The sequence below is a fragment of the Intestinimonas massiliensis (ex Afouda et al. 2020) genome (genome assembly GCF_900626285.1).
Taxonomy (GTDB): domain Bacteria; phylum Bacillota; class Clostridia; order Oscillospirales; family Oscillospiraceae; genus Flavonifractor; species Flavonifractor massiliensis_A.
This window is the reverse complement of record NZ_LR131147.1, coordinates 829,939-852,039: the sequence shown is the minus strand read 5'-3', so window position 1 is coordinate 852,039 and position 22,101 is coordinate 829,939. Positions and strand designations below refer to the sequence as shown.

22 protein-coding genes are annotated in these 22,101 nt (G+C 60.4%); 17 read left to right on the top strand and 5 right to left on the bottom strand.

Annotated features, from left to right (window positions below):
* Nucleotides 1-134: 134 nt before the first annotated feature.
* The 5 genes from E0E41_RS04460 to tuf all read left to right on the top strand — a co-directional run bounded on the left by E0E41_RS04460 (nt 135) and on the right by tuf (nt 4,997).
* Nucleotides 135-377 carry a ribosomal L7Ae/L30e/S12e/Gadd45 family protein gene (locus tag E0E41_RS04460; RefSeq protein WP_130868903.1) on the top strand — a complete coding sequence of 81 codons (243 nt, stop codon included), beginning with the start codon at nt 135-137 and terminating at the stop codon, nt 375-377.
* Nucleotides 378-451: 74 nt separating this feature from the next.
* On the top strand, nt 452-874 hold the full coding sequence (gene rpsL, locus E0E41_RS04455; protein ID WP_087187743.1) for a 30S ribosomal protein S12: 423 nt from the start codon (nt 452-454) through the stop codon (nt 872-874).
* A 202-nt stretch (nt 875-1,076) separates the two neighbouring features.
* Nucleotides 1,077-1,547: a 30S ribosomal protein S7 gene (gene rpsG / locus E0E41_RS04450; RefSeq protein WP_207303191.1), complete on the top strand. Its 471-nt coding sequence runs from the start codon at nt 1,077-1,079 to the stop codon at nt 1,545-1,547.
* Nucleotides 1,548-1,558: 11 nt separating this feature from the next.
* Nucleotides 1,559-3,664, top strand: coding sequence for an elongation factor G (gene fusA / locus E0E41_RS04445; RefSeq protein WP_130868901.1), 2,106 nt, complete (start codon nt 1,559-1,561; stop codon nt 3,662-3,664).
* Between the two features lie 130 nt (nt 3,665-3,794).
* Nucleotides 3,795-4,997, top strand: a complete 1,203-nt coding sequence (tuf, locus tag E0E41_RS04440) for an elongation factor Tu (protein ID WP_130868900.1) — start codon at nt 3,795-3,797, stop codon at nt 4,995-4,997.
* A gap of 102 nt (nt 4,998-5,099) precedes the next feature.
* Here tuf and E0E41_RS04435 read toward each other — a convergent pair whose 3' ends face one another.
* The 3 genes from E0E41_RS04435 to E0E41_RS04425 are packed head-to-tail and all read right to left on the bottom strand — an operon-like array spanning nt 5,100 to nt 7,923.
* Complete coding sequence (locus E0E41_RS04435) at nt 5,100-6,332, bottom strand: hypothetical protein (protein ID WP_130868899.1); 1,233 nt, start codon at nt 6,330-6,332, stop codon at nt 5,100-5,102.
* Nucleotides 6,329-7,747: a cytosine permease gene (locus E0E41_RS04430; protein ID WP_165450498.1), complete on the bottom strand. Its 1,419-nt coding sequence runs from the start codon at nt 7,745-7,747 to the stop codon at nt 6,329-6,331. Before E0E41_RS04430 ends, E0E41_RS04435 begins: the two co-directional genes overlap by 4 nt.
* Nucleotides 7,744-7,923, bottom strand: a complete 180-nt coding sequence (locus E0E41_RS04425; RefSeq protein ID WP_130868897.1) for a hypothetical protein — start codon at nt 7,921-7,923, stop codon at nt 7,744-7,746. Before E0E41_RS04425 ends, E0E41_RS04430 begins: the two co-directional genes overlap by 4 nt.
* 128 nt (nt 7,924-8,051) lie before the next feature.
* Here E0E41_RS04425 and E0E41_RS04420 point away from each other — a divergent pair, with 128 nt between their 5' ends.
* Nucleotides 8,052-8,912: a mechanosensitive ion channel family protein gene (locus E0E41_RS04420; RefSeq protein WP_130868896.1), complete on the top strand. Its 861-nt coding sequence runs from the start codon at nt 8,052-8,054 to the stop codon at nt 8,910-8,912.
* Complete coding sequence (locus E0E41_RS04415; protein WP_130868895.1) at nt 8,909-9,430, top strand: hypothetical protein; 522 nt, start codon at nt 8,909-8,911, stop codon at nt 9,428-9,430. The genes E0E41_RS04420 and E0E41_RS04415 overlap by 4 nt, the downstream gene beginning before the upstream one ends.
* Nucleotides 9,431-9,472: 42 nt before the next feature.
* On the opposite strand, the gene E0E41_RS04410 is transcribed toward E0E41_RS04415, so the two are convergent.
* Nucleotides 9,473-9,949, bottom strand: a complete 477-nt coding sequence (locus E0E41_RS04410) for a DUF4830 domain-containing protein (protein WP_130868894.1) — start codon at nt 9,947-9,949, stop codon at nt 9,473-9,475.
* A 100-nt stretch (nt 9,950-10,049) separates the two neighbouring features.
* Between E0E41_RS04410 and E0E41_RS04405 the strand changes: the two genes are divergently transcribed.
* The 10 genes from E0E41_RS04405 to lysS all read left to right on the top strand — a co-directional run bounded on the left by E0E41_RS04405 (nt 10,050) and on the right by lysS (nt 20,668).
* Nucleotides 10,050-10,766: a pseudouridine synthase gene (locus E0E41_RS04405; protein WP_130868893.1), complete on the top strand. Its 717-nt coding sequence runs from the start codon at nt 10,050-10,052 to the stop codon at nt 10,764-10,766.
* A 199-nt stretch (nt 10,767-10,965) separates the two neighbouring features.
* Nucleotides 10,966-12,057, top strand: a complete 1,092-nt coding sequence (locus E0E41_RS04400) for a PucR family transcriptional regulator (RefSeq protein ID WP_130868892.1) — start codon at nt 10,966-10,968, stop codon at nt 12,055-12,057.
* A gap of 94 nt (nt 12,058-12,151) precedes the next feature.
* Nucleotides 12,152-12,844 carry a cell division ATP-binding protein FtsE gene (gene ftsE / locus E0E41_RS04395; protein ID WP_130868891.1) on the top strand — a complete coding sequence of 231 codons (693 nt, stop codon included), beginning with the start codon at nt 12,152-12,154 and terminating at the stop codon, nt 12,842-12,844.
* Nucleotides 12,828-13,718, top strand: a complete 891-nt coding sequence (ftsX, locus tag E0E41_RS04390; protein WP_130868890.1) for a permease-like cell division protein FtsX — start codon at nt 12,828-12,830, stop codon at nt 13,716-13,718. Before ftsE ends, ftsX begins: the two co-directional genes overlap by 17 nt.
* A 33-nt stretch (nt 13,719-13,751) precedes the next feature.
* The gene (locus tag E0E41_RS04385) at nt 13,752-15,011 is read left to right on the top strand and encodes a murein hydrolase activator EnvC family protein (protein WP_130868889.1); all 1,260 of its coding nucleotides are present in this window, start codon (nt 13,752-13,754) and stop codon (nt 15,009-15,011) included.
* 79 nt (nt 15,012-15,090) lie between these two features.
* Nucleotides 15,091-16,218, top strand: coding sequence for a S41 family peptidase (locus tag E0E41_RS04380; protein ID WP_130868888.1), 1,128 nt, complete (start codon nt 15,091-15,093; stop codon nt 16,216-16,218).
* A gap of 67 nt (nt 16,219-16,285) precedes the next feature.
* A complete protein-coding gene (locus tag E0E41_RS04375; RefSeq protein ID WP_130868887.1) occupies nt 16,286-17,716 on the top strand; it encodes a MerR family transcriptional regulator in 1,431 nt (476 codons plus the stop codon).
* 99 nt (nt 17,717-17,815) lie between these two features.
* A complete protein-coding gene (locus E0E41_RS19090; protein ID WP_130868886.1) occupies nt 17,816-18,526 on the top strand; it encodes a hypothetical protein in 711 nt (236 codons plus the stop codon).
* 147 nt (nt 18,527-18,673) lie between these two features.
* Complete coding sequence (gene greA / locus E0E41_RS04365) at nt 18,674-19,147, top strand: transcription elongation factor GreA (RefSeq protein ID WP_130868885.1); 474 nt, start codon at nt 18,674-18,676, stop codon at nt 19,145-19,147.
* A 12-nt stretch (nt 19,148-19,159) separates the two neighbouring features.
* The gene (gene lysS, locus E0E41_RS04360) at nt 19,160-20,668 is read left to right on the top strand and encodes a lysine--tRNA ligase (protein ID WP_130868884.1); all 1,509 of its coding nucleotides are present in this window, start codon (nt 19,160-19,162) and stop codon (nt 20,666-20,668) included.
* A gap of 167 nt (nt 20,669-20,835) precedes the next feature.
* Here the strand turns inward: lysS and E0E41_RS04355 are convergent, their stop codons facing one another.
* Entirely contained in the window at nt 20,836-22,065 is a 1,230-nt protein-coding gene (locus E0E41_RS04355) for a site-specific integrase (protein ID WP_130868883.1), read from the bottom strand.
* Nucleotides 22,066-22,101: the final 36 nt, after the last annotated feature.

Below are 22,101 nucleotides of genomic sequence, written 5' to 3'. Positions count from 1 at the left end.
AAATCTAGTGAAATTCTGATTGACTAAACTATTGCTATATGGTATAATTCCAAATTGCGCAGGTGTGCCTGCCGAAGCCAAAAAGGGCGCAAAGCCCTGGGGCGCAAAGCAAGCAAGGAAGGGGAAGCAGCCCGATGTTGTCAGAACTCAAGCAGGGGCCCAAGGTGGTCGGCGTCAAGCAGACCAAGCGGGCCATCAATGACGGAAGGGCTGTTCGCGTATTCCTGGCGGAGGATGCGGACCCTCGGGTGACCGATCCCATCGCAGTCCTGTGTGAAGCGCAGTCCATCCCCGTGGAGCGGGTGGCGCAGATGAAGGAGCTGGGCTCCGCCTGCGGCATCGCCGTGGGCAGCGCGGTGGCCGCGCTGCTGCAATAATTTGATTTTAACGGTATAACTTCTGGTTGTTCCGTTAAAATATATATTTCAGAACCAAAGAAAGGAGGAAAACCATGCCTACGTTTAACCAGCTCGTCCGGAAGGGACGCGAGGCCGTGACCTACAAGTCCAACTCTCCCGCCATGCAGAAGGGTCTGAACACTCTGAAGAATCGGGAGACCGACCTGCCTTCTCCCCAGAAGAGAGGTGTGTGCACCGCTGTTCGTACCTCCACCCCGAAGAAGCCTAACTCCGCGCTGCGTAAGATCGCCCGTGTGCGTCTGACCAACGGCTACGAAGTGACCGCTTATATTCCCGGTGTGGGTCACAACCTGCAGGAGCACTCTGTGGTCATGATCCGCGGCGGTCGTGTTAAGGACCTGCCCGGCGTGCGTTACCACATCATCCGCGGCACTCTGGATGCCCAGGGCGTTGCCAACCGGATGCAGGGCCGTTCCAAGTACGGCGCCAAGCGGCCCAAGGCCGGCAAGAAGTAAGATCCTTACTTCTGTCAGTTCCAAGCAATCGAATGAATCAACGCGCGTCAAGCGCAAGGCAGTTGTCCTTGCAGAAGCGCTTACCTATATATATAGGTGCGTTTCCTGTGGGGCACTGGACAAGCAGGCACTTGTCTTACACGGGGGCGTTTGAAACGCCTTCGAGTACCTATGAAATCATACTATGAAGGAGGGAAGCAAAGTGCCCAGAAGAGGAAACGTACCCAAGCGGGAGGTTCTGCCCGATCCTATCTACAATTCCGTCCTGGTGACCAAGCTGGTCAACAGCATCATGCTGGACGGCAAGAAGGGCGTGGCCCAGAAGGTGGTCTACGGAGCTTTCGACATCATCAAGGAAAAGACCGAGAAGGACCCTCTGGATGTGTTTACCACCGCTCTGGAGAACATCATGCCGTCCCTGGAGGTTAAGGCCCGCCGTGTGGGCGGCGCCACCTATCAGGTGCCTATCGAGGTTCGGCCTGAGCGCCGTCAGACCCTGGGTCTGCGGTGGCTCACCACTTACTCCCGCAACCGCAGCGAGAAGACCATGAAGGAGCGGCTGGCTGGCGAGATCATGGATGCCTCCAACAACCTTGGCTCCGCGGTCAAGAAACGTGAGGACACCCACAAGATGGCCGAGTCCAACAAGGCGTTCGCTCACTATCGCTGGTAAGGAGTTAGAGTATGCCTAGGAAAGTTACCTTACAGAATACCAGAAACATCGGCATCATGGCTCACATCGATGCCGGTAAGACCACTACCACCGAGCGCATCCTCTACTACACCGGCGTGAACTACAAGATCGGTGAGACCCATGATGGTACCGCCACCATGGACTGGATGGCTCAGGAGCAGGAGCGCGGCATCACCATCACTTCCGCCGCCACTACCTGCTACTGGAAGGGTTCCAAGAACCAGTTCCCCCAGACCCGTATCAACATCATCGACACCCCGGGCCACGTGGACTTCACCGTCGAGGTGGAGCGTTCCCTGCGCGTGCTGGACGGTTCTGTGACCGTGCTGTGCGCCAAGGGCGGCGTGGAGCCCCAGTCTGAGACTGTGTGGCGTCAGGCCGACCACTACAAGGTTCCCCGCATGATCTACGTCAACAAGATGGACATCATGGGTGCCGATTTCTACAACGTGCTGCACATGATCCATGACCGTCTGAAGTGCAACGCGGTGCCCATCCAGCTGCCGATCGGTTCCGAGGATACCTTCAAGGGCATCATCGACCTGGTGGAGATGGACTCCGACATCTACTATGACGAGATGGGCAAGGACATGCGCGTGGAGGAGATCCCTGCCGACATGATGGAGTTGGCCCAGGAGTACCGCACCAAGCTGGTGGACGCCTGCGCCGACCTGAGCGACGAGGTCATGGAGCTGGCCCTGGAAGAGAAGCCCATTCCCCAGGATCTGCTCCGCAAGGTCATCCGTCAGGGCACCATCGACAACAAGCTGGTTCCCGTGACCTGCGGCACCTCCTACAAGAACAAGGGTGTGCAGAAGCTGCTGGACGCCATCGTGGACTTCATGCCCTCCCCTGTGGACATCCCCGCCATCAAGGGTACCGATCCCGACACCGGCGAGGAGGACGAGCGTCCTGCCGATGACAGCGCCCCCTTCTCCGCTCTGGCGTTCAAGATCATGACCGACCCCTATGTGGGCCGTCTGTCCTTCTTCCGCGTGTACTCCGGTACGCTGACCACCGGTTCCTCCGTGCTCAACAGCACCAAGAACCAGAAGGAGCGTATGGGCCGCATCCTGCAGATGCACGCCAACCACCGTGAGGACATCGAGGAGGTCTACTCCGGCGATATCGCCGCCGCCGTGGGCCTGAAGAACACTACCACCGGCGACACCCTGTGTGACGAGAAGGCCCCCATCATCCTGGAGTCCATGGAGTTCCCCGAGCCCGTTATCCGCGTGGCCATCGAGCCCAAGACCAAGGCCGGTCAGGAGAAGATGGGCCTGGCTCTGGTGAAGCTGGCCGAGGAGGACCCCACCTTCAAGACCTACACCGACGAAGAGACCGGCCAGACCATCATCGCCGGCATGGGCGAGCTGCACCTGGAGATCATCGTGGATCGTCTGCTCCGCGAGTTCAAGGTGGAGGCCAACGTGGGCGCGCCCCAGGTTGCTTACAAGGAGACCATCAAGAAGGCTGTGGAGCAGGACACCAAGTATGCCCGTCAGTCCGGCGGTAAGGGCCAGTACGGCCACGTCCGCATCACCATCGAGCCCAACGAGCCCGGCAAGGGCTATGAGTTCCTCAACGAGATCACCGGCGGCGTGATCCCCAAGGAGTATATCCCCGCTGTCGACGCCGGTATCCAGGGCGCCATGCAGGCGGGTATCCTGGCCGGCTATCCCGTTGTGGACGTGAAGGTGCACCTGACCTTCGGTTCCTACCACGAGGTGGACTCCTCTGAAATGGCCTTTAAGATCGCCGGTTCCATGGCCTTCAAGGAGGCCATGCGCAAGGCCAACCCCGTGCTGCTGGAGCCTGTGATGAAGGTTTCCGTCATCGTGCCCGACGAGTATCTGGGCAATGTCATCGGCGACCTGACCAGCCGCCGCGGCATGATCCAGGGCCAGGAGAGCCGTCCCGGCGCCACTCAGGTGGACGCCCTGGTGCCTCTGGCCAGCATGTTCGGCTATGCTACTGACCTGCGCTCCTCCACTCAGGGCCGCGGCCAGTACTCCATGGAGCCCCACAGCTATGTGGAGATTCCCAAGAGCATTGCCGAGAAGATCATCGCCGAGCGGGGCCGCAAAGAGGATTAATCTCTGTCTTTTGGCATTTCCTGCAACAAAGGTATTGCATTTTACCCTGCAATGCTATACAATATTTTCGCATTTATTTGTGGAAACAGGGTTTTATCCCATGATCAGAAATTAAGGAGGAACATCCAAAATGGCTAAGGCTAAATTTGAGCGCACCAAGCCCCATGTCAACATCGGCACCATCGGCCACGTTGACCACGGCAAGACCACTCTGACCGCTGCTATCACCAAGTATCTGGCTCTGAAGGGCCAGGCTCAGTACGAGGACTACTCCAGCATCGATAAGGCTCCCGAGGAGCGCGAGCGCGGCATCACCATCAACACCGCTCACGTTGAGTATGAGACCGACAAGCGTCACTACGCTCACGTCGACTGCCCGGGCCACGCCGACTATATCAAGAACATGATCACCGGCGCTGCTCAGATGGACGGCGCTATCCTGGTTATCGCTGCTACCGACGGCCCCATGGCTCAGACCCGTGAGCACATCCTGCTGGCCCGTCAGGTGGGCGTGCCCGCCATCGTGGTCTTCCTGAACAAGTGCGATCAGGTCGACGACGAGGAGCTGCTGGAGCTGGTGGAGATGGAGGTCCGTGAGGTCCTGACCAAGTACGAGTTCCCCGGCGACGAGATCCCCATCATCAAGGGTTCCGCTCTGAACGCTCTGACCTGCGAGTCCGGCGACCCCAACGATCCCGACTTCGCCTGCATCAAGGAGCTGATGGATGCTGTCGACGACTATATCCCCACTCCTGCCCGTAACGACGACCTGCCCTTCCTGATGCCCGTCGAGGACGTGTTCACCATCACCGGCCGCGGCACCGTGGCTACTGGTCGTGTGGAGCGCGGCATCATCAAGATGAACGAGGAAGTCGAGATTGTTGGTCTGACCGACGAGAAGAAGAAGACCGTCGTCACCGGCATCGAGATGTTCCGCAAGCTGCTGGACTACGCTGAGGCTGGCGACAACATCGGCACCCTGCTGCGCGGCATCGCCAAGACCGACGTGGAGCGCGGCCAGGTTCTGTGCAAGCCCGGCTCCATTCACCCCCACACCAAGTTCGTGGGCCAGGTGTACGTTCTGAGCAAGGACGAGGGCGGCCGTCACACCCCCTTCTTCAACAACTATCGTCCTCAGTTCTACTTCCGTACCACCGACGTGACCGGCGTCATCACTCTGCCCGAGGGCACTGAGATGTGCATGCCCGGCGATAACGTCGACATGAAGGTGGAGCTGATCACCCCCATCGCCATCGAGAAGGGCCTGCGTTTCGCTATCCGTGAGGGTGGCCGTACCGTGGGTTCCGGCGTTGTTATCGAGATCGAGGAGTAATTCTCCTTCTGTACGGAAAGACCTGCCTTCGGGCAGGTCTTTCTTGTATCTTGTATAAAAAGAGAGCCGGCCGTCAGGCTGGCTCTCTTTTGCGTTCTCAGATCAATTGCAGGACCGCCACAGGGCCTCGGCGGCAAACTGGAGTTTGGTGGCGCTGAAACCGGGCTCCAGCGGGTAGAGGAAGTAGGTGTTGTCCGGGGTGGACAGGGTGATGCACTCGCCCTGTCCCCGATAGTCGTACTCGGTGTGGATGGAAAAGGTGGACCTGGCGGGGAAACGCAGGGTGTCCGGCCCTGCCGCTCCGTAGTCGGTAAAGGTGAGGGCGAAGCCCTCCGGCCCGTGGCGCAGCCTGCCCTCGCCCAGCTCGATGAAGTTCACCGCGTTGGGCAGGGACTGGACCCGCACCTTCAGGTCCAGATTATAGGTACCCCGTTGGATCTCCTCTTCTACCTGACCGCGCTCCCACTCGTACCAGTCGGGGATGCGGGAGAACCGGGGACCCTCCAGACCCCCCAGCTCGTTCATCCGCCAGCGGGCGCCGCAGGCGGTGCAGAACAGTTCCGTCCCCTTGGAGGCCATACGGAATTCCGCACCGCAGGAGGCACACTGATACAGAGGGTGCTCCAGTCCTTCCGCCCGCCAGGGGGCGTCGATGACCATGCCCTGTTGGGCCTGCCAGGCGTACTCGTCGTAGGTGAGGGCCGTTTCCACCTTTTGCTGGATATCCTCCAAGGGCAGCATCCCTGCCTCCTCCGCCGTCAGCAGCTGCTGCACGTCGGCCTCCAGCCGGACCCCCTTCCGCTTTTTCAGGTTCCAAATGGGGGACTGGAGGTAGTTGCCCTTCATGTTGATGGTGACAACCGGCACCTTCAGATACCGGATCAGCTTGGCGGTGGAGGGGGGCAGGGGAGAGCTGGTACCCACGTTGGCGTACCGGGCCTCGGGATAGAGCACCAGAATGCCGCCCCGGTCCATGCACCGGCGGATGTTGCGCACCAGGGCCAGATCGTTGACGAATTTCCGGGTGCCCAGACAGCCGATCTGCCGGTAGGGCCACTCTCCGTAGTGCTCAAACCCCTCCAGCTCGGAGACATAGTTGGCCCGGTGGGGGAAGAGACACAGAGGGGTGACGTAGAAATCCATAAAGGCGTGGTGGGTAGCCAGCACCAGAAAGGGGGGCCTGAGCCCTTTCATATTGATCTTATGGATGCGCAGTTTCCCGGAACGGGTAGCCAGCCAGCACCACAGCCACAGGGCGGGCATGATCAGCGGATTCTGCCGGGGCGGCTCCCGCTTCCGGTCAAAGGGGGTGGGGTCGATGTCTCGTTTCTTCATACTGTGATCTCACCTCGGTCCCGGAGCAGATAGCGGCGGACGGGGGGCACATAGCTGAGCAGGGTGTATAGCAGGCCCGTTCCCAAAAAGGACAGGCCGGTGGGGGTCAGGATGAACAAGAGGGCGCACCGCACCGTACCGGACACCGGGTCATAGACCGCCAGGGACAGGACCACCCCCACCGCCACGCAGGCCAGCCCCACCCAGTTGAAGCCGCCGGTGTAGCGGTAGGCGGTGTAGCCCGGCAGGCCGTAGGCAGAGCGGAGGGCCAGCTTCTGCCGCCGCACCAGGAAAAAGTCGGTAAAGAGGAGGGCGGCCAGGGGCGCGTAGATGGAGGCACTCAGGGTGAGGAAGGAGCCGAAGTAATCCACTACGCCACCCCACAGCACCAGACCACAGGCGTAGACGGTGAGGATCAGCAGGATCACCCGGTAGCCGGCGGTGCGGAAGGCGGACTTGAGCATCACCCCGTACAGGTAGGCCCCTACCGCCTGGGTGCCGATGTTGGCGAAGGCCACCAGTAGCAGGGAGCACAGGGCCATGGCGGGGGCGGCCAGCACCGCCAGCATCAGGGTGGGGTCCTCTGCCATCCGGCCGGTGACGTGGCCGGTGGCGATGGCCATGACCGCCCCAACCACCACGAAGAAGGAGCCTGCCGCCCCCTGGCCCAGCACACCGGCCCAGAAGCCGGAGCGCTCGCTGCGGGTGAGCCGGGGCACCCCCGCCATGCCGCCCACCAGGGTGATGACGAAGGCGAAGTTGGCCTCAATGGACATGAGGTAGGCAAAGCCGTTTTGAGCCTTGGGCCGGTAGTTCCAGATGACCTGGAAGGGGACCGCCCGGAATCCCACGATCACCACCAGCACCCCCACCGCCAGCAGCAGGGGCACCAGTATCCGGGTCACTTTGGTCATGGGCCCCGGCCCCCGCAGGGCCAGCAGGGTGCCCGCCAGCACGCAGGCCAGGCCCAGCGCCGGGTGAAAGCTCCCCGGCAGCTCCAGCCCCAGCAGGGCCGCCAGACGCATCATGGAGGCGGCAAACAGGTCGGCGCACACGGCATACCAGGGGTAGTTGATCAGAATGATGACCACCGTCATCACCATGACGCCCCGGCCGCCGAACACCGCCCGCAGCCAGATCCAGATGTCGATGCCGTACCGCACCGACAGGATGACGGGGAGCTGGTAGACGCACAGCATGAGGATGGCCCCGAAAAAGACCCCGATGACCAGCTGCCGGAACCCCACCAGGGTGGCCAGGTAGGCCCCCTGGGTGTAGCTCCAGGTGGCGATGCAGTAGCCGGAGAGGAGGAGCAGGGCGTCGGCGAAGCCGTACAGCCGCTGGTCGGAAAGGACAGGAAGGGAACCGAACAGGGCCTCCCGGGCCACCCGGTCCTCCACGGACCGCCCCCTCACAGCCTGGCCCCCAGGATGAGCATGGCCAGACTGCCCACCGTCACCAGCGCCCACAGCAGCCAGTCCCGCCGGGAAAACCGCCGGGGGAAGGGGTAGTCCGGCTCCTCCATCCGGGCGATGCGGGCCTCGGTCTCCCGGTCCAGCTGCCGCTCAAATTCCGTCCGCGCGTTCCTCATGGCCGCCACCTGCTCTCCGCTCTTTTTTCCCAGTATAACACATAATACCTTCTGTTTCCAGCGGAGGAACAGGGCTTGTCCCCGGCGGAAAGCTATGATAGAATGGGTTCCGGAAGGGGGGATGGGCGATGCTGAGCAATCTTACCAACATCACCGCGGAGGACGCGGAGGAGACCATCCAGTCCGTCAGCGGCTTTTTCAACAATCTGAGCCTGCAGAAGCTCATTACCATCGTGCTGCTGTTCGTGGGCTGCATGGTGGCCATGAAGATCATCCTCAAGCTGGTGGACCGGGCTTTTGTCCGCCTGGAGATGGAGAAGAGCCTGCATACCTTTATCCATGCTGCCCTTCGGGTGATTCTGTGGCTGATTACCCTATGTATCGTGCTGGACTACATCGGTGTGCCCATGACCAGCCTGGTGGCTCTGCTGGGGGTGCTGGGCCTGGCGGTCTCCCTGGCTATCCAGGGTACCCTGTCCAACCTGGCCGGCGGCATCCAGGTCCTGGTCTCCAAACCCTTCAAGGCGGGGGATTATGTGGAGGCCGGCGGCGTTGGCGGCACGGTGAAAGAGGTGGGTCTGGCCTACACCAAGCTGGCCACGGTGGACAACAAGGTGATCTCCATTCCCAACGGACAGATTTCCGGGGAAAAGATCACCAACTACTCCAGTGAGGAGAAGCGGCGGGTGGACCTGGTGTTCGGCGTGTCCTACGACAGCGACCCCCGGCAGGTGATCTCCTGCATCAAGGCGGTAGTGGGCGCCCACCCTAAGGCGCTGTTTACCCCGGAGCCCTTTGTGCGGATGTCCGCCCTGAAGGACAGCTCCGTTGAATACACCGTCCGGGTGTGGTGCGCCACTGTGGACTACTGGGACCTGTATTTCGACCTGCTGGAGCAGATCAAGGCGGCCTTTGACCAGAACGGCATTGAGATCCCCTATAATCAGCTGGATGTGCGGATCGTGGAGAAAAAGGAGGAGCGGACATGATGGATTATACCGCGGCCGGCCGCGGCCTGAACAAGGTGTTCATCGGCGAGATCCTGGTGATCCTGTCTTTTATCCCTTTGATCGGGGGCATCCTGGCTCTGGTGGGCGCAATCATGATTCTGGTGGGCCTGAATGAGGCCTCCGCGGCGGCGGATGGCTACCGGACGGCCTTCTGGATTGATATTGCCGCTATCGTGGTGGAGGTGCTGGCGATTTTCATCCCTCCGCTGGGAGTGGTCAACAGCATCCTGTTCTTTGTGATGGTCTATCTGGTGTGCAACATCACCGCCGACATTCTGGACGAGACCGGCGACCCGGCCACCGCCGCCAAGGGACGGTTTGTCTGGAAGCTGTATGTGGTGTGTACAGTGATCACCGTGGTGTGCACCCTGCTGGCCCTGATCCCGGGGGTGGTGATCCTGGCGGCGCTGGTGATGATCCCGACGGTGATTGCCGCCCTGGTGGCGGGGATCCAGTACCTGATCTTCCTGTACCGGGCTTCCGGTTTCCTGTCCTGAAGCGAAACAGCGCGGCGCCGGGCGGGCGCCGCGCTGTTCCTGTCAGGAGGGCATCTCCAGGCCGTGGATGAAGCCGCCCAGCTGGGCGGAGAGCACATCGCCGCCGATGACGGTGTTTTTGTAGATAAGCAGCCCGGCCTGGACTCCGGATTCCCCGGTGGGATAATTGGTCACCTGATAGGTGTACCGCTTTACCCGCTTGCCGGCGTACTCCGTCAGATCGAAGCCCTGGGAGGCCTGGAGGTCCAGATATTGACTGTAGGTCTCGTCAAATTCCTCCGGGATGATGAGCTCCTCCACGGACACCGGCTCCTCGGATACGGTCCAGCCGTAGCTGCCCAGGTAGGCGATCCGGTCCTCGTTGGTCTTGATCCCCTTGGGGCTGACGGCGGCGGAAGCGGCCGCGTCCCGTCCTCCCGCCAGGACGGACCCGGTCACCAAAACGCCGCACACCACAGCGGCGGCCACGGCCACGGCGGCGATCCGGCCCTTGCGGATCTTGGCGGTAAAGATAAACACAGCGCAACGCTCCCTTCCCCAAAATGCTGGTATTTCAAGGATATGGGGAAGGAGGAGCATATATGACGGAAATCGCAAAAAAGGACAAGGAGGACATCAGATGGAGCGTCTGGACAAGATCCTGGCCAATACGGGCCGATGGTCCCGGAAGGAGGTGCGGGAGCTGGTGCGGGCGGGCCGGGTGACGGTGGACGGCGCGGTGGCCCGGACGCCGGAGGAAAAGCACGACCCCGCTGCTTCCTTTTTGGTGGACGGCCAGCCGGTGTCGGGGGAGCGGCTGGTCTATCTGATGCTCCACAAGCCGGCGGGGCTGGTGTCGGCCACCGAGGACCCCAGAGAGCCCACAGTGCTCACTCTGCTGCCGGAACACCTCCGGCGGGTGGGCCTGTTCCCGGCGGGGCGGCTGGACAAGGACACGGAGGGCCTGCTGCTGCTGACCAACGACGGCCCCCTGGCCCACCGGCTGCTCTCTCCCCGCTGGCATGTGGACAAGACCTATTTCGTCCGGGTAGACGGCCTGCTGGAACAAGCCGATGTAGAGGCCTTCCGGCGGGGGATCACCCTGGCCGACGGCCTGGAGTGCCTGCCTGCGGGGCTGGAGATCCTGGCGGAGCGGGATACCGGCCTGGTCACCCTGCGGGAGGGGAAGTACCACCAGATCAAGCGGATGCTGGCCAGCCGGGGTAAGCCGGTGCGCTATCTGAAGCGGCTGACCATGGGGCCGCTTACCCTTGATCCTGCTCTGGCGTCCGGCCAGTGGCGGCCCCTGACGGCGGAGGAATTGGCGGCTCTGCGGGAAAGCGGCGGGCGGCTCTGAACCGCCATAGTGCAGAAAATTCGTTAGGAACGGAACTGTTTAGGCAATTTCCACAAAAAACTTTCAAAAAGATATTGAAAAGAGCAAAAAGAACCGGTATAATATTGACTGTTAAGCAAGAGAAGTCTCAAGATGGGTTCTGCCGGCAATCTGCGGCGGGACGAGTTGAGGGTAAGGAGATTTGAAGGAGGCTGACACCATGTCCAGCAGAATTTTTCAGAGCGTTGTCTTGCAGATGAAGGACAGCACAGACCGGGCAATAGGCGTGATCGATTCTGAGGGGACGGTGGTGGCCTGCAACGAACTCAGCTGCATTGGCGAGCACTGGCCCGGCGCCGTTGAGACGGTGAATCGGGGCGAGGGGGAGTGCGTCCATTATGAGGGACGCACCTTCAAGGCCCTGACCGGCTGGGGCTCCCAGTTTGACTATGCGGCCTTTGCCAAGGGTGAGGATGAGGAGGCCCGCATGGTCTGCTCCATGGCTACCGTGGCCCTCAATGGCGCCAAGACCTATTATGAGGAGAAGCACGATAAGGCCACCTTTGTGAAGAACATCATCTCCGACAACATCCTGCTGGGCGATATCTACGTCCGGGCCAAGGAGCTGCACTTCACCTCCGAGGCGCCCCGGGCGGTGTTCCTGATCCGGCAGGTGGAGACCACCGACCCCGCCCTGATCGACGTGGTACATGCCATGTTCCCCGACAAGCAGGTGGACTTTGTGCTGTCCATCAGCGAGACCGACGTGGCCCTGATCAAGCAGCTCAACGAGGGTGCGGAGACCCGGGACCTGTACAAGATCGCCAAGCAGATCGAGGACAAGATTACCGACGAGCTCCACCTGCGGGTGGTCATTGGCATCGGTACCATCGTCACCCACATCCGGGAGCTGGCCCGGGCCTACAAGGAGGCGGGTATCGCCATCGATGTGGGCCGGGTGTTCGATACCGAGAAGAGCATCATCAACTATGAGAACCTGGGCATCGGCCGGCTGATCTATCAGCTGCCCACCACCCTGTGTGAGATGTTCCTCCAGGAGGTCTTCAAGAAGAACCCCATTGACGCCCTGGACCAGGAGACTCTGTTCACCATCAACAAGTTCTTTGAAAACAATCTGAACGTGTCCGAGACTGCCCGGAAGCTCTTCGTCCACCGGAACACCCTGGTGTACCGCCTGGAGAAGATCAAGAAGCTGACCGGCCTGGACCTGCGGGAGTTTGACGACGCCATCACCTTCAAGGTGGCCCTGATGGTCAAGAAGTACCTGATCTCCCGCGGCATTGACAACTGAACAACTTTAACAGGGAGGGACGTCGGAAACGGCGTCCCTCCTGGTGATGAAGAAATTCTTAGGATACGATAAATACATAGATGAGGTACCGAGCGTGATACGTCTGATCGACATTCAAAAGTCCTATGATAATGGGACAAAGGCCCTGAAAGGGGTCAATATGCGCATCGACGACGGGGAGTTTGTCTTTCTGGTGGGGCCGTCCGGATCGGGTAAGTCCACCATTCTGAAGCTCATTACCGCGGAGATCGCGCCTTCGGCCGGCCGTCTGATGGTCAACGGCTATAATCTGAATAATATCCGGCCCCGGCAGGTGCCCTACATGCGGCGCACCCTGGGGGTCATTTTCCAGGATTTCCGGCTCATTGAAAAGAAAACAGTGCAGGAAAACCTGGTCTTTGCCATGCGGGCGGTGGGGGCCTCCCCCCGGGAGATCCGCAAACGGGTGCCCTATGTGCTGGAGCTGGTGGGCCTGGACCAGAAGGGAGACCGTCTGCCCAGTGAGATCTCCGGCGGCGAGCAGCAGCGTGTGGCCATCGCCCGGGCGCTGGTGAACAATCCCCAGATGATCATTGCCGACGAGCCCACCGGCAACCTGGACCCCATGCGCTCCCTGGAGATCATGATGCTGCTGGAGCGCATCAACGAGCTGGGCACCACCGTGCTGGTGGTCACCCACGAGCGGGAGCTGGTCAACCGCTTCTCCAAGCGGGTGGTGGCCATCGAGAACGGCAGAATCATCAGCGACGAGACAGGCGGGTATTATAATAATGAAACAACGATATGATTTTGGCTATTTCTTCATGGAGGGCTTCCGCAGCATCTTTACCCACGGCCTGATGTCCTTCGCGGCCGTGTGCATGATCGTATGCTGCCTGCTCATCATGGGTTCTTTTTCCCTGGTGGCAGTGAACGCCTCCAATATGTTCAGTGATCTGGAGAAGGAAAACCAGTTCACGGCCTACATTGAGGACACCCTGACCCAGGATGAGGCCCGCGCCCTTCAGGACGATATCGAGGCCATCCCCAACGTGGCCCGGGCTGAGTTCGTCACCAAGGAGGAGGCCCAGAAGGAGTTTGAGGCCGACTACGAGGGCAACCCCCTCTTTGACAGCCTGCCCTCCTCGGTGTACCGGGACCGGTTCCATGTCTATCTGAATGACATCAGCAAGCTGGCCGAGACCGAGGCGGCGGTGGACGGAGTGACGGGCGTGGCCTGGACCAAATCCGCCCCCGAGATTGCCGAGGGCTTTACCGTCATCCGCAACGTGGCGGGTGCGGTGGCCGTCATTCTGGTCATCATTCTGCTGGCGGTGAGCCTGTTCATCATCGCCAATACCATCAAGCTGGCCACCTTCAACCGGCGGGAGGAGATCGCCATCATGAAGATGTGCGGCGCCACCAACTCCTTTGTGCGCTGGCCCTTTGTATTTGAAGGACTGATCCTGGGCCTGATCGGAGCGGTGGTGGCCTTCTTCCTGGAGTGGGGCATCTACGTGCTGGTGAGCAAGGCCATCTCCACCTCGGACACCATTGAGCTTATCAAGGTTCTGCCCTTCCAGCCCATGGCGCTGCAGGTGCTGGGCGTATTCGTGCTCACCGGCTTTGTGATCGGCGCCGGCGGCTCGGTGCTGGCCATTCGGAAGTTCCTGCAGGTATAAGAGACCTGCGCTGCGCGGAAAAGGAGAAATACTGTGGCAAAAGGACAAAAAGCACAGAAGAAGCAGAAGATGGACAAGCGCCGTGTACTGTTCGGCGTTCTGGCGGCCGTTATGGCCCTGCTGATGCTGCTGCCCATGCTGACCATGATCATCGGGGGTGCCGGGGCGGTGACCCAGAGTGAGATCGACGCCCTGAAGCAGGAACAGGCAGAGAGCCAGGCCCGCCAGAAAGAGCTGAAAGAGCAGCTGGCCCAGGCTGAGTCGGAGCAGTCTGCCGCTCAGGATAAGCGGGATCTGCTGCTGCAGCAGCTGGACGCCATCAATGACGAGCTGGACAACATCAACGAGCAGATCGCCTACTATGACGACGCCATCGCCCAGAAGGAAGAGGAGCGCAAGGTGGCCGAGGCCAACGAGCAGGCCCAGTACGAGCTGTTCTGTGAGCGGGTGCGCGCCATGGAGGAGGAGGGCACCGTCTCCTACTGGTCCATCCTCTTCAACGCCGAGAGCTTTTCCGATCTGCTGGACCGGCTGGCCGATGTGGACGCGGTGATGGACTACGACAACCAGGTGATGGACGAGCTCATCGCCACCCGGGAGGAGCTGGAGCGGCTCCAGGCCGAGCTGGAGAGCGCCCGGGCCGACGAGCAGGCCGTCAAGGAGCAGCAGGAGGCCAAGAAGGCCGAGCAGCAGTCCAAGATCGCGGAAGCGGAAAAGGTGTTGGATGAGCTGAACAAGAATGTGGCGGAGGTCAACCGTCTGCTGGACGAGGAGGACGCCGCCGCCGCCGCCATCCAGGCGGATATTGTGAAGAAACAGAAGGAGCTGGAGGAGCAGCGGAAACAGACCGGCACCACCATCGTGTCGGAGAGTGGCTACATGTGGCCTTTGCCCGGCTGGTACAGCATCTCCTCTCCCTTCGGCTACCGGATCAACCCGGTCAGCGGCCGGGCCCAGAACCACAGCGGCATTGACATCCCCGCCAACGGCGGCACGCCCATCCTGGCGGCCAAGAGCGGACAGGTGATTACCTCGGTGAAGGGCAGCGGGGCCTACTGGTCCTACGGCAACTACGTGGTCATCGACCACGGCAACGGCAACTCCACCCTGTACGCCCATATGAGCTCCCGGGCGGTGAGCGAGGGCCAGATGGTCAAGCAGGGCCAGGTCATCGGATATGTGGGCACCACCGGCAACTCCACCGGCAACCACCTGCACCTGGAGATCCGGGTGGGCGGCCAGCGGGTGGACCCGGAGAGCAAGTTCCCGGACCTGAATCTGACTTCCTGGTAATACATATGCATCTACATAAGGGCGGAGGGGGAAGCCTCTCCGCCCTTATTGGATTTTTTGGCGAAAGGATCTGAAACGCATGAAAACCAGACGATTTACCGACCTTCACCTGCTGCTGGCGGTGCTGCTCACCGCTGTGGTCTGCATCGGCGGAAGCCTGCTGTGTTTCCGCCTCTCCATCGGCACCTACGGCGCCTCTCTGCTGGAGGGTCTCAAGCTGGTGGAGGATAAATTCGTGGGGGAGTATGACGAGACCGCCGCCGTGGATTCCGCCCTGGAGGGGCTGGTTTCCGGCCTGGGGGACCGCTGGAGCTACTACCTGACAGAGGAGGAGTACCAGGCCCAGAACCAGCGGCGCACCAACCAGTATGTGGGCATCGGTGTCACCATTACCTACGAGCGGGAGGAGGGCCTGCTGATCCAGAGCGTGACGGAGGGCGGCCCGGCGGAACAGGCAGGGCTGGCGGCCGGTGAGATCATCACCGCCGCCGACGGTACCTCCCTGGCCGGCGATGCCCGGTATGACGGGGCCTCTCTGATCCAGGGGGAAGAGGGCACCACCGTGTCCCTGGAGATCCTGGGGACCGATGGGACTACCCGTACCGTGGAGGTGGAGCGGGCCAGTATGGACAGCGACCCCGTGGTCAGCCAGATGCTGGACGGAAACGTGGGCTATGTCCATCTGCTCAACTTCTATGACAACAGCGCCGCCCGGCTGGAGGAGGCGGTGACCGACCTCCAGGCCCAGGGGGCCGAAGCCCTGATCTTCGACATGCGGGACAACGGCGGCGGCTACCTGAACCAGCTCACCGATATGCTGGACTTCCTGCTGCCCGAGGGCCCCATCTTCATCACCCGGAACAAGGCGGGCCATGAGGAAATCACCTATTCCGACGCCTCCTGCGTGGATCTGCCCATGGTGGTGCTGGTGAATGCCAACACCTATTCTGCGGCCGAGTTCTTTGCCGCCGAGCTCCAGGAGCAGGGGGTGGCCAAGATCGTGGGCGAGCCCACCAGCGGCAAGGGCTACTCCCAGCAGACCTTCGCTCTGCCTCACGGCGGAGCCATGGCCATCTCCACCGCCTCCTACTACACGGGCAGCGGCACCTCCCTCATCGGTACCGGCCTGACCCTGGACCAGGAGGTCTATCTCACCGACCAGGGGGATGCCCAACTGGAGGCCGCCCTGGCTCTGCTGAATCCGTAAAATTTGTAAAAAGCCTTGACTGTAAAGGAACTTGATGCTTTATATTGAGGGTGAGGAGGCGAGCGCCATGACCATCAAAGAGCTGGAGACCACCCTGGGTATGACCCGCGCCAACATCCGCTTTTATGAGCAGGAGGGTTTTATCAGCCCCGCCCGGGGAGGGAACAACTATCGCATCTACTCCGAGGAAGATGTGGAAACCCTGCGGAAGATCAAGCTCCTGCGCCAGCTGGGCCTGCCTCTGGACACCATCAAACAGGTGCAGCGGGGGGAGCTGGGGCTGGACGCCGCCCTGGCCAGGCAGCAGCATACCCTGGAGACCCAGCGCGCCGAACTGGAGTGGGCTGACCGGGTGTGCGCCTCCATGCGTTCCGACCGGGTGGAGTACGCCACCCTGGACGCCCAGAAGTATCTGGACGCCCTGGACCGCCCGGCGGAGGGGGAGGGCTACTTCAGCCTGAAGAAGGACAGCACTCCCATGGTTGCCTTTCCCTGGCGGCGGTTCTTCGCCCGGTGGCTGGATCTCTTCCTCTACGGCGTGCTGTGGTCGGCCTTCGGCATGCTGGTGCTGCGGTTCAATCCTCCGGGCGGCGTTTTTTTCGGCCTTTTGGGGCGCTACCTGAATTACGGAACCATGCTGGTGGTGGAGCCCCTGCTGCTGTCCACCTGGGGCTACACCCCCGGTAAGTGGATCTTCGGCCTCCAGGTCAAGGACATCCGCGGCGGAAAGCCAACCTGGACCGATGCCTTGGCCCGCACTTGGGGAGTCTTTGCCAAGGGCGAGGGCTTTGGCATCCCCATCTATAATCTCTACCGCTATTATAAAAGCTACCGGGCCTGCATGGACTGTGAGACCCTGCCCTGGGAGGAGGAGCGGGGCTACGCCATCAAGGATGCAAAGGCCTTGCGGTGCGTGGGCTTTGTGGGGGCGGCGGCGGTCCTGTTCGGTCTGATGGTGCTGGCAACGGCCCAGGCCCAGATGCCCCGCCACCGGGGGATGCTCACGGCCGAGCAGTATGTGGACAACGTCAACGATATGTATCACTACCTCACCCAGAGCTCCGACCAGGTCATGGACGAGAACGGACACTGGGAGGACAAGGTCAATGTCCTGTATGTCTTTGGAGACGGCGACCCCGACCACCAGCTCACCCTGAATGAAGAGGGAAAGGTGACCGCTGTGACCCTGAGCCGGGATTTGACGGGTGAGCAGGTGATCACGTATGATGACACCTTTGACAAGCAGCTGGCCGCCCTCTCCTTCGCTGCGGCGGTGGGAAATTACAACTGTGTCAGCTGGATGAACAGCGGCATACTGACCGCCATTTCAGAGGGGGGCTTTGGGGACTACACCCTCCAGGCCGGAGATGTGACTATCACACAAAAGGTGACACAGAACGGCTACCACGATTTTGCCGGCTGGCTGGTTGCCGACGACAGTGTCCCGAAGGACCAGCTGCGCTATCAGATGGAATTCACCATGACCCTCCAATCCTGAAAAAGGACAGGGGAGCGGCGGCGGAATGATCCGCCGCCGCTCCCTTTTGCCGCATAATCGGGGGAAAGACGCATACCCTGTAGCCGAGGTGATGCGGCGATGGTGGGCGTGGTGGAACTGAGGGAGGGAAGGGGCCGCAGGCCGGCGGCGGTCCGGTGGGACCTGCTGGGCCTGCCCTGCCTGCGGGCGGAGATCCCGTTCCGCCCCGGCCTGGGGGAGGGGCGGCTTGGCCGCCGGGTGGACAGGGGCTCCCGGCTGCTGGCCAAGGCCGGAGTGCGCCGGGTGGTGACGGCGGCGGATTTCCCCTGCTGGGACCGGCTGGAGCGGAGCGGCCTGCGGCCGGTGGAGGCGGCGGGCTTCTGCCAGGCCCTGGCCCTGCCGTTGACCCTGGCGGCCCTGGAGCGGCAGGGGGTGTCCCCCGCCCGGGCGTCGGTGGTGCTGTCCGGCCCCAGCGTGAGCCGGGCCCTGCTCCGGGCGGCGGAGGAACTCTGCCCCCGGGTCCGCCGGCTGTCCGTGGATGTGCCGGGGGAGGGGGAGAAACTGGCGGACTGGCTGTGGCGGGAGTTCGGCGCGGCCATGGTGAGTCCGGACGCCGGCCGCCGGGCGGATGTGGCCCTCCGCTTCGGCCCGGGGGGTGAACCGGGGCACACTACCTTTGAATTATATGGCCCCCGGCCCGGCCTGGCCGGATTCCGCATCGTGCCTCCGGCCGGACTGGAAAAGAGGGGGCTGGACACTCTGGCGGTGCTCTCACTGTTGTGGGAGGAAGGGCGGCTTGACCTGCGAAAAATCATAATTTCTTCCACCTAGTACCAAATTATTGACTTGACAGGAGGAATCAAACTACCTATAATATCGTATTAACGTGACGGAATGTTTTAATTCAGGATCTAGGACAGCCGTGAACGGCTTCTTTTTTATCGTGAGAGCAAGTAAGGAAAGGTGTGCACGATCAACATGGCAAAAGAATTCAAATTGAGCGCGGAGCGCCTGGAGGAGCTGAAACAGGAGCTGAATTATCTGAAAACGGTCCGGGAAAAAGAAGTGGCCGATCAGATCAAGGAGGCCCGTTCCTTTGGCGATCTGTCCGAGAACAGCGAGTACGACGAGGCCAAAAACGAGCAGGGCAAGCTCTACTCCCGCATCGCGGAGGTGGAGAACATCCTGTCCAACTATGTGGTCATCGAAGAGCATGAGTCTGATCCCAATTCCGTCCGTCTGGGCTCCAGCGTGAAGGTGCTGGACCTGGAGTTCAACGAGGAGGAGAGCTACCAGGTGGTAGGTTCTCAGGAGGCCGATCCCATGAATGGCCGCATTTCTGAGGATTCCCCCTTCGGCAGGGCCCTGCTGGGCTGCGCGGTGGGCGAAGAGGTACAGGTGGAAGCGCCCGCCGGTGTATTAAGGTATCGTATCCTAGAGATTCAAAAGTAAGGAGCAAGAACAATGAGTACTGAAGAGAGAAGCGTCAATCAGCCTGAGGAGCAGCAGAACCTGTCCGAGCAGCGGCTCATCCGCCGTGCCAAGCTCAAGGAGCTTCAGGACGCCGGCCAGGACCCCTTCCAGATCACCAAGTATGTGGTGAAGCATCACTCCGCCGACATCAAAGAGAACTTCGACGCTCTGGAGGGCACTGAGACCTCCATTGCCGGCCGCATCATGTCCAAGCGCGGCATGGGCAAGGCTGTGTTCTGCGACCTGCAGGACGTGAAGGGCCGCATCCAGCTGTACGTCCGCATCGACGAGCTGGGCGAGGAGGCCTTCGCCAAGTTCAAGAAGATCGACATCGGCGACATCGTGGGCGTGGAAGGCGAGGTCTTCAAGACCAAGCGCGGCGAGATCTCCGTCAAGGCCCACAAAGTGACCCTTCTCTCCAAGTCTCTTCAGCCTCTGCCCGAGAAGTTCCACGGCCTGACTGACAAGGAGATGCGTTACCGTCAGCGCTATGTGGACCTGATCATGAACGAGGATGTGCGCCGGACCTTCCAGATCCGCACCGCCTTCATCAAGCACGTGCGCAAGTACCTGGACGACCGGGACTACATGGAGGTTGAGACCCCCGTTCTGAACACCATTTCCGGCGGCGCCACCGCCCGTCCCTTCGTCACCCATCACAACACCCTGGATATCGACATGTATATGCGTATCGCCACCGAGCTGCACCTGAAGCGCCTGGTGGTGGGCGGTTTTGAGCGGGTGTACGAGATCGGCCGCATCTTCCGCAACGAGGGCATGGATCCCAAGCACAACCCCGAGTTCACCTCCATCGAGCTGTATGAGGCCTATGCAGACTTCCACGACATGATGGACATTGCCGAGGGCATCCTGTCCTCCGCCGCCAAGGACATCCTGGGCTCCTATCACGTGCAGTGGCTGGGCGTGGACATCGACCTGACCCCCGGCTGGCAGCGGCTGACCATGATCGACGCGGTCAAGCAGTATGTGGGTGTGGACTTCGATGCCATCTCCGACGACGAGCAGGCCTGCAAGGCCGCTGAGGCCGTGGGCATCGACCTGGAGGGCTGCGAGCGCACCTGGGGTACCGCCCTGTACGAGGCCTTTGATCAGCGGGTGGAGGAGAAGCTGGTTCAGCCCACCTTCATCACCATGTACCCCGTGGAGGTCTCCCCGCTGACCAAGCGTTCCCCCAAGGACCCCCGGCTCACCGAGCGGTTTGAGCTGTTTATCAACCACGCGGAGTTTGCCAACGCCTTCTCCGAGCTGAACGACCCCATCGACCAGCGCGGCCGCTTCGAGCACGAGCTGGCCCTGCGTGAGATGGGCAATGACGAGGCCGGCATGATGGACGAGGACTTCATCAACGCCCTGGAGTACGGCCTGCCCCCCACGGGTGGTATGGGCATCGGCATCGACCGTGCGGTCATGCTGCTCACCGATTCCGACTCCATCCGCGACGTGATCCTGTTCCCCACGATGAAGCCATTGGACAAGTAAAGCACAATATGTAGTGTCTGACGGAAACGGACAACACAAGATGAAGCAAAAGGGGCTTGCGACTACAACTTTTTTACAACTTTTGCTTGAAACCAGACGACACCAGACGGGCCAAAATGAAGGGCAAATCCGCGTTCGAGATGCGGATTTGCCCTTTTTTGTAATTTTCACATCAGCACCAAATTGCCTTTGATCACTTCTGCTTTTTCCTTCATGTTTTCCTGCGTGATATGGGTGTAGATGTCCATGGTGGTGGAGAAATCAGCATGTCCCATTACTTGCTGGATGAACTTAATGTCATTTGTGCTCTCGCAAAGTCTGGTGCAGAAGGTGTGCCGTAAATTATGTACGCTGAAATGAGGCAATAGATCCGGCGCACGGTCTTCCAATTCTGCTTGGTCCATTTCTTCGGCGTTGTAGGCGATGGAGATGCGCTCAATGGCCCGGTTGATGTTGTGGGCACTGAGAAAGTAACCAGAGCGGTTTCGGAAGAGGAAACCATGATAGCCGTTCATCACGAGATCCTCCGGATACAAGGCGTCCATCACTTCAATCAGCGCACGGAGCTGTTCGGCAACCTCCGGATACAGGATGGGAATAGTGCGAGTACCGCTTGCCGTTTTGGGAGTGGTAATGTGAAAGCCTGCTTTCCCATCAATGACCCGATAAATCAAGTTGTGATTCACGGAGATAGTGTTGTTCTCCAGATCCACATCGTTTTTGGTTAACCCAGTACACTCTCCCACACGCAGTCCCGTACCAAGCAGCACGACCATGACGGGCAGCCAGTGACTATACATCGGCGATTTGGAAATGAAGCGCAGGAAGTTCTTCTGCTGCTCCTTGGTCAACGCAATCCTTGTTTTTGCAGGCTTTCCGCTTCCCTCGGATTTTAGAGAACGGTAAACACCCTTGCTGGGGTTCTTTCGGATATAGTCATCATCGACTGCCAATTCAAGTGCGGGATGAACCAGATTATTGATGCTTTCCAGCGAGTTGATTGCAAAGCCCTTTTTCAAAAGCTTAGTGTAAAATGTCAGGATATCGCTTTTACGAATATTGGGCAGGGGAGTGTTAGCAAACGGCTCATCCTTAATATAACTGCTCCAAAGGTATTCGTAATTTGCCCGCGTGGAAGCCTTCAACTGGAGTTTCGTATCCATGAGAACTTTGAACATGTCATTTAGGGTGATTTTCATAGCCTCTTGGGTACGAACGCCGTCATCGGCATCTTTCGTGAGTTGCTTTTCTTTTGCGCGAAGAGCGGCTAAGTCAGTATCGTAAATGTACTTTTTCTTTTTCCCCAGCATATAGACAAACATATAGCTGCCGTCTGAACGCTGGGTTTCGCCTGGCCGGAGATTGCGGCCTTTGTTGTCTTTTCTAATTTTGGGCATAAATTGATACCTCCCGATGGTTGGTGTGCTGTTGCG

What these genes read in the sequence shown, in the direction of transcription:
- E0E41_RS04400 (WP_130868892.1), top strand. Translation starts at nt 10,966, where the DNA reads ATGTCCAGCAGAATTTTTCAGAGCGTTGTCTTGCAGATGAAGGACAGC.
- E0E41_RS04355 (WP_130868883.1), bottom strand. Translation starts at nt 22,065, where the DNA reads ATGCCCAAAATTAGAAAAGACAACAAAGGCCGCAATCTCCGGCCAGGC.
- E0E41_RS04435 (WP_130868899.1), bottom strand. Translation starts at nt 6,332, where the DNA reads ATGAAGAAACGAGACATCGACCCCACCCCCTTTGACCGGAAGCGGGAG.
- lysS (WP_130868884.1), top strand. Translation starts at nt 19,160, where the DNA reads ATGAGTACTGAAGAGAGAAGCGTCAATCAGCCTGAGGAGCAGCAGAAC.
- E0E41_RS04425 (WP_130868897.1), bottom strand. Translation starts at nt 7,923, where the DNA reads ATGAGGAACGCGCGGACGGAATTTGAGCGGCAGCTGGACCGGGAGACC.
- E0E41_RS04405 (WP_130868893.1), top strand. Translation starts at nt 10,050, where the DNA reads ATGGAGCGTCTGGACAAGATCCTGGCCAATACGGGCCGATGGTCCCGG.
- E0E41_RS04460 (WP_130868903.1), top strand. Translation starts at nt 135, where the DNA reads ATGTTGTCAGAACTCAAGCAGGGGCCCAAGGTGGTCGGCGTCAAGCAG.
- E0E41_RS04415 (WP_130868895.1), top strand. Translation starts at nt 8,909, where the DNA reads ATGATGGATTATACCGCGGCCGGCCGCGGCCTGAACAAGGTGTTCATC.
- tuf (WP_130868900.1), top strand. Translation starts at nt 3,795, where the DNA reads ATGGCTAAGGCTAAATTTGAGCGCACCAAGCCCCATGTCAACATCGGC.
- fusA (WP_130868901.1), top strand. Translation starts at nt 1,559, where the DNA reads ATGCCTAGGAAAGTTACCTTACAGAATACCAGAAACATCGGCATCATG.
- E0E41_RS04420 (WP_130868896.1), top strand. Translation starts at nt 8,052, where the DNA reads ATGCTGAGCAATCTTACCAACATCACCGCGGAGGACGCGGAGGAGACC.
- E0E41_RS04375 (WP_130868887.1), top strand. Translation starts at nt 16,286, where the DNA reads ATGACCATCAAAGAGCTGGAGACCACCCTGGGTATGACCCGCGCCAAC.
- E0E41_RS19090 (WP_130868886.1), top strand. Translation starts at nt 17,816, where the DNA reads ATGGTGGGCGTGGTGGAACTGAGGGAGGGAAGGGGCCGCAGGCCGGCG.
- rpsL (WP_087187743.1), top strand. Translation starts at nt 452, where the DNA reads ATGCCTACGTTTAACCAGCTCGTCCGGAAGGGACGCGAGGCCGTGACC.
- E0E41_RS04380 (WP_130868888.1), top strand. Translation starts at nt 15,091, where the DNA reads ATGAAAACCAGACGATTTACCGACCTTCACCTGCTGCTGGCGGTGCTG.
- ftsX (WP_130868890.1), top strand. Translation starts at nt 12,828, where the DNA reads ATGAAACAACGATATGATTTTGGCTATTTCTTCATGGAGGGCTTCCGC.
- greA (WP_130868885.1), top strand. Translation starts at nt 18,674, where the DNA reads ATGGCAAAAGAATTCAAATTGAGCGCGGAGCGCCTGGAGGAGCTGAAA.